The organism is Streptomyces sp. NPDC050085 (assembly GCF_044460595.1).
Classification (GTDB): Bacteria; Actinomycetota; Actinomycetes; order Streptomycetales; family Streptomycetaceae; genus Streptomyces.
This window is the reverse complement of record NZ_JBITJZ010000002.1, coordinates 415,479-430,830: the sequence shown is the minus strand read 5'-3', so window position 1 is coordinate 430,830 and position 15,352 is coordinate 415,479. Positions and strand designations below refer to the sequence as shown.

At 72.4% G+C, this 15,352-nt stretch carries 13 protein-coding genes; 8 read left to right on the top strand and 5 right to left on the bottom strand.

The genetic code is table 11. From position 1 onward, the window contains the following. Positions 1-5: 5 nt before the first annotated feature. The 3 genes from ACIBUY_RS10285 to ACIBUY_RS10275 are packed head-to-tail and all read right to left on the bottom strand — an operon-like array spanning position 6 to position 4,557. A complete protein-coding gene (locus ACIBUY_RS10285; protein WP_399152340.1) occupies positions 6-953 on the bottom strand; it encodes a hydroxymethylglutaryl-CoA lyase in 948 nt (315 codons plus the stop codon). Next, the gene (locus ACIBUY_RS10280; protein ID WP_365564011.1) at positions 950-2,911 is read right to left on the bottom strand and encodes a biotin carboxylase N-terminal domain-containing protein; all 1,962 of its coding nucleotides are present in this window, start codon (positions 2,909-2,911) and stop codon (positions 950-952) included. Before ACIBUY_RS10280 ends, ACIBUY_RS10285 begins: the two co-directional genes overlap by 4 nt. A gap of 23 nt (positions 2,912-2,934) precedes the next feature. Next, on the bottom strand, positions 2,935-4,557 hold the full coding sequence (locus ACIBUY_RS10275) for a carboxyl transferase domain-containing protein (protein ID WP_399152339.1): 1,623 nt from the start codon (positions 4,555-4,557) through the stop codon (positions 2,935-2,937). Between the two features lie 86 nt (positions 4,558-4,643). Between ACIBUY_RS10275 and ACIBUY_RS10270 the strand changes: the two genes are divergently transcribed. The 4 genes from ACIBUY_RS10270 to ACIBUY_RS10255 all read left to right on the top strand — a co-directional run bounded on the left by ACIBUY_RS10270 (position 4,644) and on the right by ACIBUY_RS10255 (position 8,380). Beyond that, positions 4,644-5,234, top strand: coding sequence for a TetR/AcrR family transcriptional regulator (locus ACIBUY_RS10270; RefSeq protein WP_365563825.1), 591 nt, complete (start codon positions 4,644-4,646; stop codon positions 5,232-5,234). Positions 5,235-5,325: 91 nt separating this feature from the next. Continuing rightward, the gene (locus ACIBUY_RS10265; RefSeq protein WP_365563828.1) at positions 5,326-6,483 is read left to right on the top strand and encodes an acyl-CoA dehydrogenase family protein; all 1,158 of its coding nucleotides are present in this window, start codon (positions 5,326-5,328) and stop codon (positions 6,481-6,483) included. Positions 6,484-6,491: 8 nt separating this feature from the next. Further along, entirely contained in the window at positions 6,492-7,361 is an 870-nt protein-coding gene (locus tag ACIBUY_RS10260; RefSeq protein WP_365563830.1) for an acyl-CoA thioesterase II, read from the top strand. Between the two features lie 20 nt (positions 7,362-7,381). Further along, positions 7,382-8,380, top strand: a complete 999-nt coding sequence (locus tag ACIBUY_RS10255) for a cation diffusion facilitator family transporter (RefSeq protein ID WP_365563833.1) — start codon at positions 7,382-7,384, stop codon at positions 8,378-8,380. 16 nt (positions 8,381-8,396) lie between these two features. On the opposite strand, the gene ACIBUY_RS10250 is transcribed toward ACIBUY_RS10255, so the two are convergent. After that, a complete protein-coding gene (locus ACIBUY_RS10250; protein ID WP_399152338.1) occupies positions 8,397-9,197 on the bottom strand; it encodes a phosphatase in 801 nt (266 codons plus the stop codon). A gap of 133 nt (positions 9,198-9,330) precedes the next feature. On the opposite strand from ACIBUY_RS10250, the gene ACIBUY_RS10245 reads away from it, so the two are divergent. Continuing rightward, positions 9,331-10,356, top strand: coding sequence for a DMT family transporter (locus ACIBUY_RS10245; RefSeq protein ID WP_399152337.1), 1,026 nt, complete (start codon positions 9,331-9,333; stop codon positions 10,354-10,356). Here ACIBUY_RS10245 and ACIBUY_RS10240 read toward each other — a convergent pair. Beyond that, the gene (locus ACIBUY_RS10240) at positions 10,353-11,834 is read right to left on the bottom strand and encodes a PucR family transcriptional regulator (RefSeq protein ID WP_365563839.1); all 1,482 of its coding nucleotides are present in this window, start codon (positions 11,832-11,834) and stop codon (positions 10,353-10,355) included. The two genes, ACIBUY_RS10245 and ACIBUY_RS10240, sit on opposite strands and share 4 nt — an antisense overlap. Before the next feature lie 157 nt (positions 11,835-11,991). Between ACIBUY_RS10240 and ACIBUY_RS10235 the strand changes: the two genes are divergently transcribed. From ACIBUY_RS10235 to speB, 3 genes are all read left to right on the top strand, one after another. Beyond that, positions 11,992-13,479 (top strand): purine-cytosine permease family protein, encoded by a 1,488-nt coding sequence (locus tag ACIBUY_RS10235; RefSeq protein WP_399152336.1) that lies wholly within the window; start codon positions 11,992-11,994, stop codon positions 13,477-13,479. Continuing rightward, positions 13,476-14,294 carry a nitrilase-related carbon-nitrogen hydrolase gene (locus ACIBUY_RS10230; protein ID WP_399152335.1) on the top strand — a complete coding sequence of 273 codons (819 nt, stop codon included), beginning with the start codon at positions 13,476-13,478 and terminating at the stop codon, positions 14,292-14,294. Before ACIBUY_RS10235 ends, ACIBUY_RS10230 begins: the two co-directional genes overlap by 4 nt. A 64-nt stretch (positions 14,295-14,358) precedes the next feature. Then, positions 14,359-15,333, top strand: coding sequence for an agmatinase (speB, locus tag ACIBUY_RS10225; RefSeq protein WP_365563846.1), 975 nt, complete (start codon positions 14,359-14,361; stop codon positions 15,331-15,333). Positions 15,334-15,352: the final 19 nt, after the last annotated feature.

Here is a 15,352-nt window from a genome sequence, read left to right as displayed (position 1 = left end):
CTGCCTCACTGCTCCTGGTCTTCGGCCTGAGGTGTCAGGGCGCGAACGGTGCGGGACGGGCTGGGTCGGCCCAGGCGCTCGGCCATCCACCTGCTGGTGTCGGTGAGAAGGCCGAGGTCGACCCCGGTCTCGATGCCGAGTCCTTCGAGCATCCAGACGAGGTCCTCGGTGGCGAGATTGCCGGTGGCGCTCTTCGCGAACGGGCAGCCGCCGAGGCCTCCGGCGGACGCGTCGACGGTGGTGACGCCGTGCTGCAGCGCCGCCAGGGTGTTGGCGAGCGCCTGGCCGTACGTGTCGTGGAAGTGGACGCCGATGGTGTTCGTCGCGACGCCCTCCTCGTTCAACTCCGCGAGCAGCGCCTGTACGTGTCCCGGGGTGGCGACCCCGATCGTGTCGCCGAGGCTCAGCTCGTCGCAGCCCATGTCCATGAGGGACTTGGCGACCGAGACGACCTGGTGGACGGGGACCGCGCCCTCCCAGGGGTCGCCGAAGCACATGGAGAGATAGCCGCGGACGTGCGCCCCGGCGTCCTTGGCCCGGGCCACCACCGGCTCGAAGACCGCGAGCGACTCGGCGACCGTCCTGTTGAGGTTGGCCTTCGCGAAGGACTCGGTGACGCTGGCGAACACGGCGACCCGGCGCGCACCGAGGGCGAGGGCCCGGTCCAGACCCCGGTCGTTCGGTACGAGGACCGGGAGGTGGACGCCGTCGATGTCCTGGAGCAGGGGGAACAGGGCTTCCGCGTCCGCCAGTTGGGGCACCCACTTGGGGTGCACGAAGCTCGTCGCTTCTACCGTGGTCAGGCCTGCGGCGGCCAGGCGGTGGATGAACTCGGCCTTGGTCTCTGTGGGGACCGTGGTCTTCTCGTTCTGCAGGCCGTCCCGGGCGCCCACCTCGTGAATGCGGATCCTGGGCGGGAGGCCTTGGGCGGGGACGACCATGGGGAGTGTCATCGTGCGGCCTCCGTGGGGTTTCCCTCGCCGTGGGCGGTTCGGTTGTCCTCGGTCCGGTCCGCCGTCGTGGCGATGACCACCAGGACCTGGTCCATCGCCACCGTCGTGCCCGGTGTCACGTCCAGCTCCGTCACCACCCCCGCGTGCGGGGCCGCGATCACGTGTTCCATCTTCATCGCCTCGACCACCAACAGGCTCTGGCCCGCGGTCACTTCCTCGCCGACGGCCACCTTCACCACCGTGACCGTCCCCGGCATCGGAGCGGTGAGCGAACCCGCGCCGCCGGAGCCGCCGCCCGTCAGGCTCGCGGCCACCGGGTCGTGGTCCTGTACGTGCCAGGCGTCGCCGTCGATGCCGAGCCAGTCGCCGGCGACCGCGGTGAGCCGGGCCGGGGGCGTCGCCGTGCCGTCCACCAGGACCTCGGCGCCGCGCACCCGCACCTCGACCGGGTCGTGCCCGGAGACCCGCACGTGGTGCACCGTCCAGGCCGGTTCGCCGCCGAGCCGCCAGCCGTCGGGCCGGTCGAACGGGTCCGTCCAGCCCTGGGCCGCGGGCGGTGCGAGGCGCTCCTGGCGCAGGGCGCCCGCCGCCGCGTACACCCCGGCGGGGACGTCGCCGCCGACCAGGGACCCGGCCTCGCGCTCCACGAGCCCGGTGTCCAACTCGCCTGCCACGACGGCCGGATGGGCCAGCAGGCGGCGCAGGAACCCGGCGTTCGTCGGCACGCCCAGCGTCACCGTCCGGGCGAGCGCGGCCCGGAGGCGGCGCAGCGCCGTGTCCCGGTCGGGGCCGTACGCGATGACCTTCGCCAGCATCGGGTCGTACAGGGAGGAGACCTCCGTGCCTTCGGTGAGGCCGGAGTCGGTGCGCACGCCGTCGCCCTCGGGCTCGCTCAGCGCGAGGATCGTGCCGCCGGAGGGCAGGAAGCCGCGGGACGGGTCCTCGGCGCACAGCCGGGCCTCCACCGCGTGCCCCGTGAGCGTGATGTCGCCCTGCCCGAACGGGAGGTGCTCGCCCGCCGCGACCCGGATCTGCCACTCCACCAGGTCGAGGCCCGTGATGAGCTCGGTCACCGGGTGCTCGACCTGGAGGCGGGTGTTCATCTCCATGAAGTAGTACGCGGAGGGGTCGGTGCCCGGCACGATGAACTCCACCGTGCCCGCGCCCCGGTAGCCGCAACTGCGTGCCGCCTCCACGGCCGCCGCGCCCATCGCCGCGCGCGTGGCCTCGTCGAGGAGCACGCTGGGCGCCTCTTCGATGATCTTCTGGTGGCGGCGCTGGAGCGAGCACTCGCGCTCGCCCAGGTGCACCACGTTGCCGTGCGCGTCGGCCATGACCTGGATCTCGATGTGCCGGGGCCGGTCGATCCACCGCTCCACGAGGAGCGTGTCGTCGCCGAAGGAGGCGCGGGCCTCGCGCCGTGCGGCGGCGATCTCCTCCTCCAGGGCGGTCAGGTCCTGCACCAGGCGCATGCCCTTGCCGCCGCCGCCCGCCGAGGGCTTGAGCAGGACGGGGGCGCCCAACTCGCGTGCGGCCTCGGCCAGTTCGGGGTCGCGGCCGCCGGGTACCACCGGCACCCCGGCCGCCTTCACCGTCTCCTTGGCGCGGATCTTGTCGCCCATCAGCGCGATCGCGTCGGCCGACGGGCCGATGAAGACCAGGCCCGCGTCCTCGCAGGCCCGCGCGAAGCCCGCGTTCTCCGCGAGGAATCCGTAGCCCGGGTGCACCGCCTGTGCGCCGGTCGCGGCCGCCGCCTCCAGGAGGCGCTCCACCGACAGATAGCTCTCGGCGGCCGGGGCGGGGCCGATCCGCACCGCCTCGTCGGCCTCGCGCACATGCCGGGCGTCCGCGTCGGCGTCGCTGTACACGGCGACCGAACGGATGCCGAGCGCGCGCAGCGTACGGATGACGCGGACGGCGATCTCGCCGCGGTTGGCCACAAGTACCGTCTCGAACATGCTCATCGTGCGGGTCCCTCCCCTCACATCCGGAAGACGCCGAACCCGCCGGACTTCTCCGGCAGTGGCGCGTTGGCACAGGCGGTCAGGGCCAGGCCGATGACCTGGCGGGTCTCCATCGGGTCGATCACGCCGTCGTCCCAGAGCCGGGCCGTCGCGTAGTAGGCGTTGCCCTGGGTCTCGTACTGGGAACGGATCGGCGCCTTGAAGGACTCCTCGTCCTCGGCGGCCCAGTCCTCGCCCCGCGCCTCCAACTGGTCGCGCTTGACGGTCGCGAGCACGGACGCGGCCTGTTCGCCGCCCATCACGGAGATCTTGGCGCCGGGCCACATCCACAGGAAGCGGGGGCTGTAGGCCCGGCCGCACATCGAGTAGTTGCCCGCGCCGTACGAGCCGCCGATGACGACGGTCAGCTTCGGTACGCGCGTGCAGGCCACGGCCGTCACCATCTTGGCGCCGTGCTTGGCGATGCCGCCCGCCTCGTAGTCCCGCCCGACCATGAAGCCCGAGATGTTCTGCAGGAACAGCAGCGGGATGCCGCGCTGGTCGCACAGCTCGATGAAGTGGGCGCCCTTCTGGGCGGATTCGGAGAACAGGATCCCGTTGTTCGCGACGATGCCGACCGGGTGGCCGTGGATGCGGGCGAAGCCGGTGACGAGGGTCTGGCCGAACTCGGCCTTGAACTCGGCGAATTGGGAGCCGTCCACGACCCGGGAGATCACTTCGCGGACGTCGTACGGGGTCCGCGAGTCGACCGGCACCGCCCCGTACAGGCCCGCCGGGTCGACCTTCGGCTCCAGGGCCGCCCGCACCGACCACGGCAGCGGGCCGCGCTCCGGCAGCGTGGAGACGATGGTGCGCACGATGCGCAGCGCGTGCGCGTCGTCCTCCGCCAGGTGGTCCGTGACGCCGGAGACGCGGGAGTGGACCTCGCCGCCGCCCAGCTCCTCGGCCGTCACCACCTCACCGGTGGCCGCCTTCACCAGCGGCGGGCCGCCCAGGAAGATCGTGCCCTGGCCGCGGACGATCACCGCCTCGTCGCTCATCGCCGGGACGTACGCCCCGCCCGCCGTGCACGAGCCGAGGACCGCCGCGATCTGCGGGATGCCCGCGCCTGACATCCGCGCCTGGTTGTAGAAGATCCGCCCGAAGTGCTCGCGGTCCGGGAACACCTCGTCCTGCATCGGCAGGAAGGCGCCGCCCGAGTCCACCAAGTAGACGCAAGGGAGGCGGTGCTCGAGCGCCACCTCCTGTGCGCGCAGGTGCTTCTTCACCGTCATCGGGTAGTACGTGCCGCCCTTGACCGTGGCGTCATTGGCGACGATCACGCACTCGCGGCCGCTCACCCGCCCGATCCCGGCGATCACTCCGGCGGCCGGCGCCTGCCCGTCGTACATCCCGTCCGCCGCGAGCGGTGCCAGCTCCAGGAACGGGGAGCCCGGGTCGAGCAGCGCGTCCACCCGCTCGCGCGGCAGCAGCTTGCCGCGGGCGGTGTGCCGCGCCCGCGCCTTCTCGCCGCCGCCGAGGCGGGCCGCGGCGAGCTTGGCCCGCAGCTCCTCGCCGAGTGCGCGGTGCGCCGCCTCGTTGGCCCGCCAGGCCTCCGACGCGGGGTCTGCCGCGCTCGTCAGCTCCGGTGCGTCCTGCATCCTGCGGTCCCCTCAGCAAGTTAATGAGCGTTAACCTGTTTCCTTCAGGTTAACGGTCGCTAACCTCCCTGTCTAGAATTGCTTCCATGGCCACAAGAACCGACGCCCCCACCCGTCGCGAGCAGATCCTCAGGGAGGCCGCTCGACTCTTCGCCGAGCGCGGGTTCCACGGGGTGGGGGTCGACGAGATAGGGGCCGCGGTCGGCATCAGCGGCCCCGGTCTGTACCGGCACTTCGCGGGCAAGGACGCCATGCTCGCCGAGCTGCTCGTCGGGATCAGCGGACAGCTGCTGACCGGCGGCAAGCGGCGGGTCGCCGAGGCGGAGCACGGGCCCGGGGCGCTGCTCGACTCGCTCATCGAGGGTCACATCGACTTCGCGCTCGACGACCGCGACCTGATCACGCTGCACGACCGCGAGCTGGACCGGCTGCGCGAGAGCGACCGCAAGCTGGTGCGCCAGTTGCAGCGTCAGTACGTCGAGCTGTGGGTGGAGTCCGTACGGAAGGTCTATCCGGAGCTCGCCGAGCCGCACGCGCGCGTGGCCGTGCACGCGGTCTTCGGGCTGCTGAACTCGACGCCGCACCTGAGCCGCCCGGGTTCCCTGCCGGGGCGGGCCGCCACCGCCGGGATGCTGCACAAGCTGGCGCGCGGGGCGTTCGCGGCGGCCGCAGAGTGATGTGTATCTCTGGACGCTCCGGTGACTGGCCGGTAACGTTCATCTGAGCAAGCGCTTAGTCGTCGTAGAGGCCGTAGAGGGAGAGTTTTCCGTGCGCCGTACCGTTTTTGATGAGGACCACGAGGCGTTCCGGGAGACCCTGCGCGCCTTCATCGAGGCCGAGGTCGTCCCCCACTACGACGAGTGGTTCCAGGAGGGCATCGTGCCCCGCGAGCTCTACGCCAAGATGGCGGAGCTCGGCCTCTTCGGGATCAACGTGCCGGAGGAGTTCGACGGCGCCGGCCTGGACACCCACAAGTTCGAGGCCATCCAGTACGAGGAGACCGCGCGCGCGGGCGTCTCCTTCGGCGGCTCGGGCGTGCACGTCCTGCTCGCGCTCCCGTACATCAAGATGCTCGCCACCGACGAGCAGAAGAAGCGCTACCTGCCGAAGTTCGTCGCCGGCGAGGAGATGTGGGCGCTGGCGATGACCGAGCCGGGCACCGGCTCCGACGTCGCGGGCATGAAGACCACCGCCAAGCTCTCCGAGGACGGCACGCACTACGTCCTCAACGGCGCCAAGACCTTCATCACGGGCGGCGTCCACGCCGACCGCGTCATCGTCTGCGCCCGTACGTCGGCCCCGTCCGCCGAGGACCGCCGCTTCGGCATCTCGCTGTTCGCCGTCGACACCAAGTCCGAGGGCTACTCCATCGGCCGCAAGCTCGACAAGCTCGGCCTGCGCACCTCCGACACCGCCGAGCTGGCGTTCGTCGACGTGAAGGTGCCCGCCGAGGACCTGCTCGGCGAGGAGAACAAGGGCTTCCACTACCTCGGCGTCAACCTGGCCTCCGAGCGCTGGGGCATCGCCTACGGCGCGTACGCGCAGGCCAAGGCCGCCGTGCAGTTCGCCAAGGCGTACGTCCAGGAGCGCACCGTCTTCGGCAAGCCGGTCGCGTCCTTCCAGAACACCAAGTTCGAGCTGGCCGCCTGCCAGGCCGAGGTGGACGCCGCCGAGGCCGTCGCCGACCGCGCCCTCGAGGCCCTCGACGCCGGTGAGCTGACCGCCGCCGAGGCCGCGTCCGCGAAGCTGTTCTGCACCGAGGTCGCGCACCGCGTCATCGACCGCTGCCTCCAGCTGCACGGCGGCTACGGGTTCATGAACGAGTACCCGATCGCCCGCCTGTACGCGGACAACCGCGTCAACCGCATCTACGGCGGCACCAGCGAGGTCATGAAGATGATCATCGCGAAGAACATGGGGCTCTAACACCCCCTATGAGCGAGGCACTTGAGGGCCTGCTCGATCTGCTCGACCTCGAGCAGATCGAGCAGGACTATTTCCGGGGCCGGTCCAAGTCGGCGATCGTCCCCCGCGTGTTCGGCGGCCAGGTCGCGGCCCAGGCGCTCGTCGCCGCGGGCCGCACCGTGCCCGAGGACCGGCTCGCGCACTCCCTGCACGCGTACTTCCTGCGCGCCGGGGACCCCGGCGCGCCGATCGTCTACACGGTCGACCGCATCAGGGACGGCCGGTCCTTCACCACCCGGCGGGTGGTCGCCGTCCAGCACGGGCAGCCGATCTTCCACCTCTCCGCGTCCTTCCAGACGTACGAGGAGGGGCTCGAGCACCAGGCGGACATGCCGCCCGCGCCCGACCCGGAGACCCTGCCCACCGCGGCCGAGATGCTGCCCAGGCACCTGCCCGCCGACGTGGCCGCCCGCCTGGTCAAGTCCCGCGGCGCCGTCGACCTGCGGTACGCGCAGACGCCGCCCTGGGGCAGTGTCGGTACCCCGCGCGAGCCGCGCTCGCAGGTCTGGTTCCGCACGAACGGGAAGCTCGACGGTGCTATCGACGAACCGCTGCTCCACGTCTGCCTCGCCACCTACGTCTCCGACATGACGCTGCTCGACTCCGTCCTGCTCGCGCACGGCCGGGGCGGCTGGGCCGTCGGTGACGTCGTGGGCGCCTCGCTCGACCACGCCATGTGGTTCCACCGGCCGTTCCGCGCCGACGAATGGCTGCTGTACGACCAGGAGTCGCCGTCCGCGTCCGGCGGGCGCGGGCTCGGACAGGCCCGCATCTACACCCAGGACGGGCGGCTCGCGATCACCGTCATCCAAGAAGGCGTCGTTCGCGTTCCGCGCTGATCGGACATACCGTCCCGTACATGGATGCACGGGCCGACGGTGTGGACGACGCAGTGGACGCAGAGGGCGAAGAGGCGGGCGGGGAGAGCCTCTTCACGGTGATCGTCGCGGCCGCGGCGAACCTCGGGATCGCGCTCGCGAAAGCGGTCGCCGGAGTCATCAGCGGCTCCAGCGCGATGCTCTCCGAGGCGGCGCACTCCTTCGCCGACACCGTCACCGAACTGCTGCTGCTCACCGCCCTCAAGCGCAGCGAGAAGCCCGCCGACGAGGAGCACCCCCTCGGCCACGGGGGCGAGCGGTACGTGTGGGCAATGCTCGCCGCCGTCGCCACGTTCGTCGGCGGCGCCGTCTTCTCCCTGTACGACGGGATCCACACGCTGGTGGCCGGGGAGGAGCTCGGCAACCCCCTGGTCTCGTACATCGTCCTCGGCATCGCCTTCGTACTCGAAGGGTTCTCGCTGCGCACCGCGGTGAAGCAGGCGCGGGGCGAGGCCGCCCGGTACCGCGCGCCCTTCGGTACGTACCTCAAGCACACGCCCGACACCGCCGTGAAGGCCGTCGTCCTGGAGGACAGCGCCGCGCTCGTCGGCCTGCTGCTCGCCGCGGGCGGGCTGCTCGGCGGGCAGCTCACCGGGTCCGGCGTCTGGGACGGGATCGCCTCGCTGTGCATCGGCGTGCTGCTGCTGTGGGTGGCGTGGGTGCTCGGCAGGGCCAACGCGGAGCTGCTCGTGGGGCGCCCGCTGCCCAAGCGGATGCGGGACGAGATCCGGGCGCTGCTCGTCGAGGGCGAGCACGTCGAGGCGGTCCTCGAGCTGACGACGCTGGTGCAGGGGCCCCGGGAGGCGCTCGTCGCGGCCAAGGTGGACTTCCGCGACGCGTCCACCGCCGCGCAGATCGAGTGGGCCTGCGAGGACGCGGCGCGGCGGCTGCGGGAGCGGTTCCCCGCGGTGCGGCGGGTGTACCTGGACCCGACGCCCGGGTTCGCCCAGCGGCGCTCCGAGGGGCTCAACCCCTGGTGAGGCAACGGGGCCGGGGCTAGAGCAGCCCGGCCGCGTCCAGCAGGTACGCCGTCATCGGGTCGTAGTGCCGCGGGCTCGTCACGTGGTCGTCCAGGGGGATCGTGACCTGCATCGTGCCCTCGGCCTCGGCGAGGAACAGCGCCGGGTCGTTGCAGTCCGCGTAGCCGACGGAGTCCAGTCCGCGCTGTGCCGCGCAGCCCGCCCAGCCGTGGTCGGCGACGACCAGGTCGGGCAGCGGGCGTCCCTCGTGCTCCAGGCCGTCCAGGATCCGGGTCATCGGGTCGGGGGAGTGCGTGTGCCACAGGGACGCGCCGCGCTCCAGCATCGCCACGTCCGCGAACTGGAAGACCATGCCCTCCTCGGTGGCCAGGCCCTCGGGGACCACCATGATCTCGCAGCCCGCGGCACGCAGCGCCGCCGCCGTCGCGCGGTGCACGTCCAGGAGGCCGCCGGGGTGACCGGTCGCGAACAGGACGGTCTGCCGGTCCTCGGCAGCCTTGCGCAGCCGGGCCGCCGTCCGCTCCAGGGCGTCGACGGTCAGCTCCGGGTCGATGGTGTCCTGCCCGTACCGGTGCTCGGGGTCGTCGACCACGCCGCAGCGCTCGGCCATCACCGCGAGCACGTCCTGCTCGTCGCTCCAGCGGTCGCCGAGTTCAAGGCCCAGCCAGTAGTGCCGGTCGCCGTTCGCGAGCTTGCGGTAGTGCGCGAGGTTGTTCTCGCGGGGGGTGGCCACATCGCCCGCGATGCGGGTGCGGACGAGGTGCTCGATCAGGGCGGCACGGGTCGGAGTATCGCTGGGAATCCCGGGTATCGGCATGGGTCCATTGTGACCGCCGTCGCTGAGCGGCGTTGATCGATTCCGGGGAGTGGGACCGAGGACACGCTGCGCCGGGCCGCCGACCGCCGATATTTCGGTGCCTGCCGAACGGTCCGCTCCGTACGCTGCTCGCATGACCTCTCGCGCACCGCACCCGTCCCCCGGGCCGCTCACCATCGCCGCCGTGTGTTTCACCGTGCTCGCCTGGGCGTCCGCCTTCGTGGCCATTCGCAGCGCGGGCGAGGCCTACTCGCCGGGCGCGCTCGCACTGGGGCGGCTGCTCGCGGCCTCCGTGGTGCTGGTCGTGCTGGTGCTGATACGCAGGGAGGGGCTGCCGCCGCGCGGGGCGTGGCGGGGGATCGTCGTGTCGGGGCTCGTGTGGTTCGCGGGGTACATGGTCGCGTTGAACTGGGGCGAGCGGCTCGTGGACGCGGGTACCGCGGCGCTGCTGGTGAACGTGGGGCCGATCCTGATGGCGCTGCTCGCGGCCCGGCTGCTCGGTGAGGGGCTGCCGCCCAGGCTGCTCGCGGGCATGGCCGTGTCGTTCTCGGGCGCGGTCGTGGTCGGGCTCTCGATGTCCACCGGGTCGTCCGCCGGGTCGGACTCCGGGTCGTCCGCCGGCGGGAGTTCGGCGTCCCTGCTCGGCGGCGTGGTGCTGTGCCTGGTCGCCGCCGTGGCGTACGCGATCGGTGTCGTCGCCCAGAAGCCCGCCCTGTCGTACGGCTCCCCGCTCCAGGTCACCGCGTTCAGCTGCCTGATCGGGACGGTGGCGTGCCTGCCGTTCTCGGGGCAGCTGGTGTCGGAGGTGTCCCGGGCCCCGGCCTCCGCGACGCTCAACATGCTCTACCTCGGCGTCGTGCCGACCGCCCTCGCCTTCACCACCTGGACGTACGCCCTGGCCCGCACGCCCGCCGGGAAGATGGGCGCGACGACGTACGCCGTGCCTGCCATCGTCGTCCTGCTGAGCTGGCTGTTCCTGGACGAGGTGCCCGGCTGGCTGACCCTGCTCGGCGGTGTCCTGTGCCTGGCGGGCGTGGCCGTGTCGCGGTCCCGGGCGCGGTCTGCCGCTCGTACGGAAACCGTCGTCGTCACGGAGGAGACGCAGGAGACGCAGGAGACGGAGGAGGGTGAGCCGGAGGCCACCACCACGAACGCCTAGGCGCGCCGCGCCGACCTGCGGGCCCGTACCGCCAGCCACAGGTCGAAGCGGGCGTCCCCGTCGTCGAGGCGGCGGCCCGTGAGCTGGGCGATCTTGTCCAGGCGGTTGCGGACGGTGTGCCGGTGCAGGCCCAGGCGGCGGGCCGTCTCCTCCCAGGAGCTGCCCGTGTCCAGCCAGGTCGCGAGGGTCAGGGTCAGCGCGCCGCCGGGGTCCGCGGCGTCGAGCGGGCCCAGCAGCGCGTCCGCGTAGCCGGTGAGCGTCGCGCGGTCGCCGAGGTCCAGGAGCAGTGCCCCGGCGCGGTCGCTCGGCGCACGGACCGGCCGGCCCGCGGTGCGGCTGAGCTCCAGCAGGCCCCCGGCCTCCCTGAGCGAGGTGCGGGCCGCGCCCGGCGGCACGGCCGAGCCGATGCCCGCGGGGCAGTCCGGCGCGAAGTGCGCGAGGACCGCGTCGAGGCCGAGGCCCTCGCCGACGACGGCCTCGACGAGCGGGCCCCGGGTGCGGGTGAGCCCGCCCGGCACGGCGAGCGCGAGGTCCGCGGCGATCTCCCGGGCGGCGTCGTCGGACGGCGCGGCCACGGCCACGCCCCGCACCGCGTCCGCGGCGAGGCCCGCCCCCGACAGCACGTCGGCGGCCTGTTCGGCGGTGGTCGCGGCGTCGAGGAGGCGGCCCAACAGGCCTGCCCTGCGCCGCCGTTCGGGCTCGTCCGCGAGGTGGCGCCGCTCCAGCTCCAGGGAGAGCAGGGAGACGAGGCCGGAGATGAGCAGGCGGGCGTCGGGCCCCGGATCGCCGGCCAGGACCAGCATGCCGCGCAGCCTGCGGGCGCCGAGCGGCTGCACCTCGAGGCCCGGCGCGACCGCGCTGGAGCGCAGGCCGCCGACCGCGACCCGGCGGATCAGCTCCGCGCTCTCCTCGCCGCCGACCGCCGCCGGGTCTCCGGCGATGACGCGGCCGAGGGGGTCGGTGACCTGGGCGTGGATGCCGGTGGCCGACGTCCACGCGTCCAGGGTCGGGGTCAGCCCCTGCCCGCTCGCGGCGGCCGCGGTGAGCCGCCGCTGCGTCTCGAAGGCGCTCTCCACCGCCGCCCGCTGCTCGGCGGCCTGCGCGGCGAACACGGCCTTGGTCACGGCGATGAACGGCACCTCCTCGCCGACCGTGAGCAGCGGCAGACCCGCCTCGCGCGCGGCCGTCACCAGCGGCTCGGGCGCCTCCTGGTACGGCAGGTCGGGCCCGAGGCCGAGCGCCAGCGCGTGCGCGCCGCCCGCCGTCACGTCGTCCACGTAACGGCGACAGGCCGCCACGTCCATCGGCAGCAGCAGCCCGATCGTCATCAGGAGCTCGCCGCCCTGGAGCCACGAGCCGGGGCGCACCAGCTCGGAGGCGTGCGCGGCGAGCACCGGGCGGTCGAGGTGCTCGGGGCACGCGGCGACGGACAGATGCAGTTCGGGCCGGTCGACCAGGTCGGATATGAGCAGCGCCATGCGTCCAGTGTCGCCGACGACGGATGTACGGGATGTCCATGCCCGGCGTCATGATTCGCCTTGAGGGAGATCGAAGCGCCCGCTCACCCGCGGTTAGGTTCCAGCTGCCGCGGTTCCGCAGTCCCGTGGCCCGTACGTGATGAGGGAAGGAGCCGCCATGAGCGCTCCCACAGCCGACGAGACAGCGGCGGCGACGCAGGCACCGCAGGGGCGGGGCCTGATCGAGGTCCGGTCCATCGACTACGTGCCGGTGCGCGAGCGCCACGGCAAGGTCTGGCACCAGGGTCCGTTCTGGTTCACCGGCAACTTCGTGCTCACCACGATGGTCACCGGCTTCATCGGCCCCTCCCTCGGCCTGAGCCTCGGCCGGTCGGTCGCGGCGGTCGCGCTCGGCGCCTGCTTCGGCACCTTCTTCATGGCGTTCCACGCCAACCAGGGCCCGCGCATGGGCCTGCCGCAGATGATCCAGTCGCGCGCCCAGTTCGGGATCCGCGGCGCCGTCGTCCCGTTCGCGGCGGTCGTCTTCGTCTACATCGGCTTCAACGTCTTCAATGTCGTCCTCGCCGCGCAGGGCCTGACCACCGTGCTGCCCGGCGGGGCCCGCGCCTGGTACGCGATCCTCATCGCCGTCGCGGTCGTCCTCGCCGTCGTCGGACACGACCTGCTGCACCTGGTCCAGCGCTGGCTGACGTACGTCCTCATCGTCGTGTTCGGCGTGATCACGGTCGGCGCGCTCGTGCAGCTCCACCCGCACCACGTCTCCGCGTCGTCGGGCGGCCACTCCTGGACGTCGTTCCTGATCGTCTTCTGCGGCGCCGCCGGCTACCAGATCTCCTACGCCGTCTACGTCTCCGACTACTCGCGCTACCTGCCGCGCGACGTGTCCGCCCGCAAGGTCATCTGGTGGACGTACGCCGGTGCCGCGCTCTCCGCGGTCTGGCTGATGTCGCTCGGCGCGCTGCTCGCCTCGTCCGTCAAGGCGCCCGACGCGATCAACAGCCTGCGCCAGGTCGGCAACGACATCATCCCCGGCTTCGGCACCTTCGCCGTCGTCGTCTCCGCCCTCGCGCTCATCACGATCATGGCCGTGAACGCGTACGGCGCGATGCTCACGACGACGAGCGCCGTGGACGCCTTCCGTCCCGTGCGCCCCACCGTCCGCTCGCGCATCACCGGCATCGTCGTCATCGAGCTGGCCGTCCTGGTCGTGGCGCTGCTGCTGCCCGAGGACTACCTCGGCTCGTTCAACGACTTCGTCCTGCTGATGCTGTACTTCCTGATCCCGTGGACCGCGGTGAACCTGGTCGACTTCTACGCGGTGCGCCGCGGACACTACGCCATCACCGCGATCTTCGACCCGAAGGGCATCTACGGCCGCTGGTCCTGGCAGGGCCTGACCGCGTACGTCGTCGGGTTCGCGGCGATGGTGCCGTTCTTCACGACGTCCTTCTACACCGGGCCGCTGGCCGAGGCGCTCGGCGGGTTCGACCTCTCGTTCGTGGTCGGCCTCCTTGTCGGAGGCATCCTGTACTACGTCCTGACGCGCGGGCTCGACCTCGATGCCGAGCGCGCCGCGGTCGAGGCCAGCGAGGCCGAACTGGAAGGTCAAGAAGGACAAGAAGGACAAGAAGGAGGAGCAGCGTGACGACGATCGTGGCGTGTGCCCAGCTCGCCCTCGGCGTGGGCGACGTGGCCGAGAACCTGGCCGCCGCCGAGCAGGCAATCGAGGCCGCGGCCGACGCCGGAGCGCGCGTGGTCGTGCTGCCCGAGCTCGCCAACAGCGGGTACGTCTTCGCCGACACGGCCGAGGCCCGCGCCCTCGCCGAGCCCGTCGACGGGCCGACCGTCACCGCCTGGTCCGCGGCCGCCCGGCGGCACGGCGTGACGCTGGTGGCGGGCCTCGCCGAGCTGGATTCCCGGTCGCGGGTGCGGAACTCGGCCGTGCTCATCGACCCGTCCGGCACCGTCCGCGCCGTCTACCGCAAGGCCCACCTCTTCGGCACCGAGAAGGACTTCTTCGTGCCCGGCGACGAGGCCCCGCCCGTCGTCGACGTCGAGGGCGTCGGCCGGATCGGCGTCATGGTCTGCTACGACGTCGAGTTCCCCGAGTGGGTACGGCAGGTCGCCCTCGCCGGGGCCGAGCTGCTGTGCGCGCCCGTCAACTGGCCGCTGTTCCCGCGCCCCGAGGGCGAGCGACCCGGCGAGGTCGTCCGCGTCCAGGCCGACGCCGCCGTGAACCGGATGTACGTCGCCGCCTGCGACCGCGCGGGCGAGGAGCGCGGCGTCTCCTGGACCGGCGGCTCCGTGATCGTCGACCCGGACGGCTTCCCGCTCGCCGGACGCACCCCGACCGACGGCCCGGCCCTGCTGCTCGCCCCCTGCGACCTCGAGCGGGCCCGCGACAAGCGGCTCGGCGACCACAACGACGTGTTCGGGGACCGGCGCCCCGAGCTCTACTGAGCCTTCAACTCCCTGAGCCTTCAACTCCCTTTATCAGTAAGCAAGTTCACGTGAAAGGCACGCCATGACCAGCGAGCACCCCACGCCCCGCGGCCCGATCGACTCGTCCCGGATCCCGCGCTACGCGGGCCCCGCGACGTTCGCGCGGCTGCCGCGCCTGGACGAGGTCGGTACCGCCGACGTGGCCGTGGTGGGCGTGCCGTTCGACACCGGCGTCTCCTACCGGCCCGGCGCCCGCTTCGGCGGCAACGCCATCCGCGAGGCCTCCCGCCTGCTGCGCCCCTACAACCCGGCGCAGGACGCGTCCCCCTTCGCGCTCGCGCAGGTCGCCGACGCCGGGGACATCGCGGCGAACCCGTTCAACATCAACGAGGCCGTCGAGACCATCGAGGCCGCCGCCGACGACCTGCTCGGCACGGGCGCCCGCATGATGACGCTGGGCGGCGACCACACCATCGCCCTGCCGCTGCTCCGCTCCGTCGCCAAGAAGCACGGCCCGGTCGCCCTGCTCCACTTCGACGCGCACCTGGACACCTGGGACACGTACTTCGGCGCCGAGTACACGCACGGCACCCCGTTCCGCCGGGCCGTCGAGGAGGGCATCCTCGACACCTCCGCCCTCTCCCACGTCGGCACCCGCGGGCCCCTCTACGGCAAGCAGGACCTCACCGACGACGAGAAGATGGGCTTCGGCATCGTCACCTCCGCGGACATCTACCGCCGCGGCGCCGACGAGGTCGCCGACCAGCTGCGCCAGCGCATCGGCGACCGCCCGCTGTACATCTCCATCGACATCGACTGCCTCGACCCGGCCCACGCCCCCGGCACGGGCACGCCGGAGGCCGGCGGCATGACGTCCCGCGAGCTTCTTGAGATCCTGCGGGGGCTGGCCTCCTGCAACCTGGTCTCGGCCGACGTGGTCGAGGTGGCCCCCGCGTACGACCACGCGGAGATCACCGCCGTCGCCGCCTCGCACACCGCGTACGAGCTGACGACGATCATGTCGCGACAGATCGCGGAGGCCCGCACCACGGCCTGACCCCGTATCGCAGGAGCGC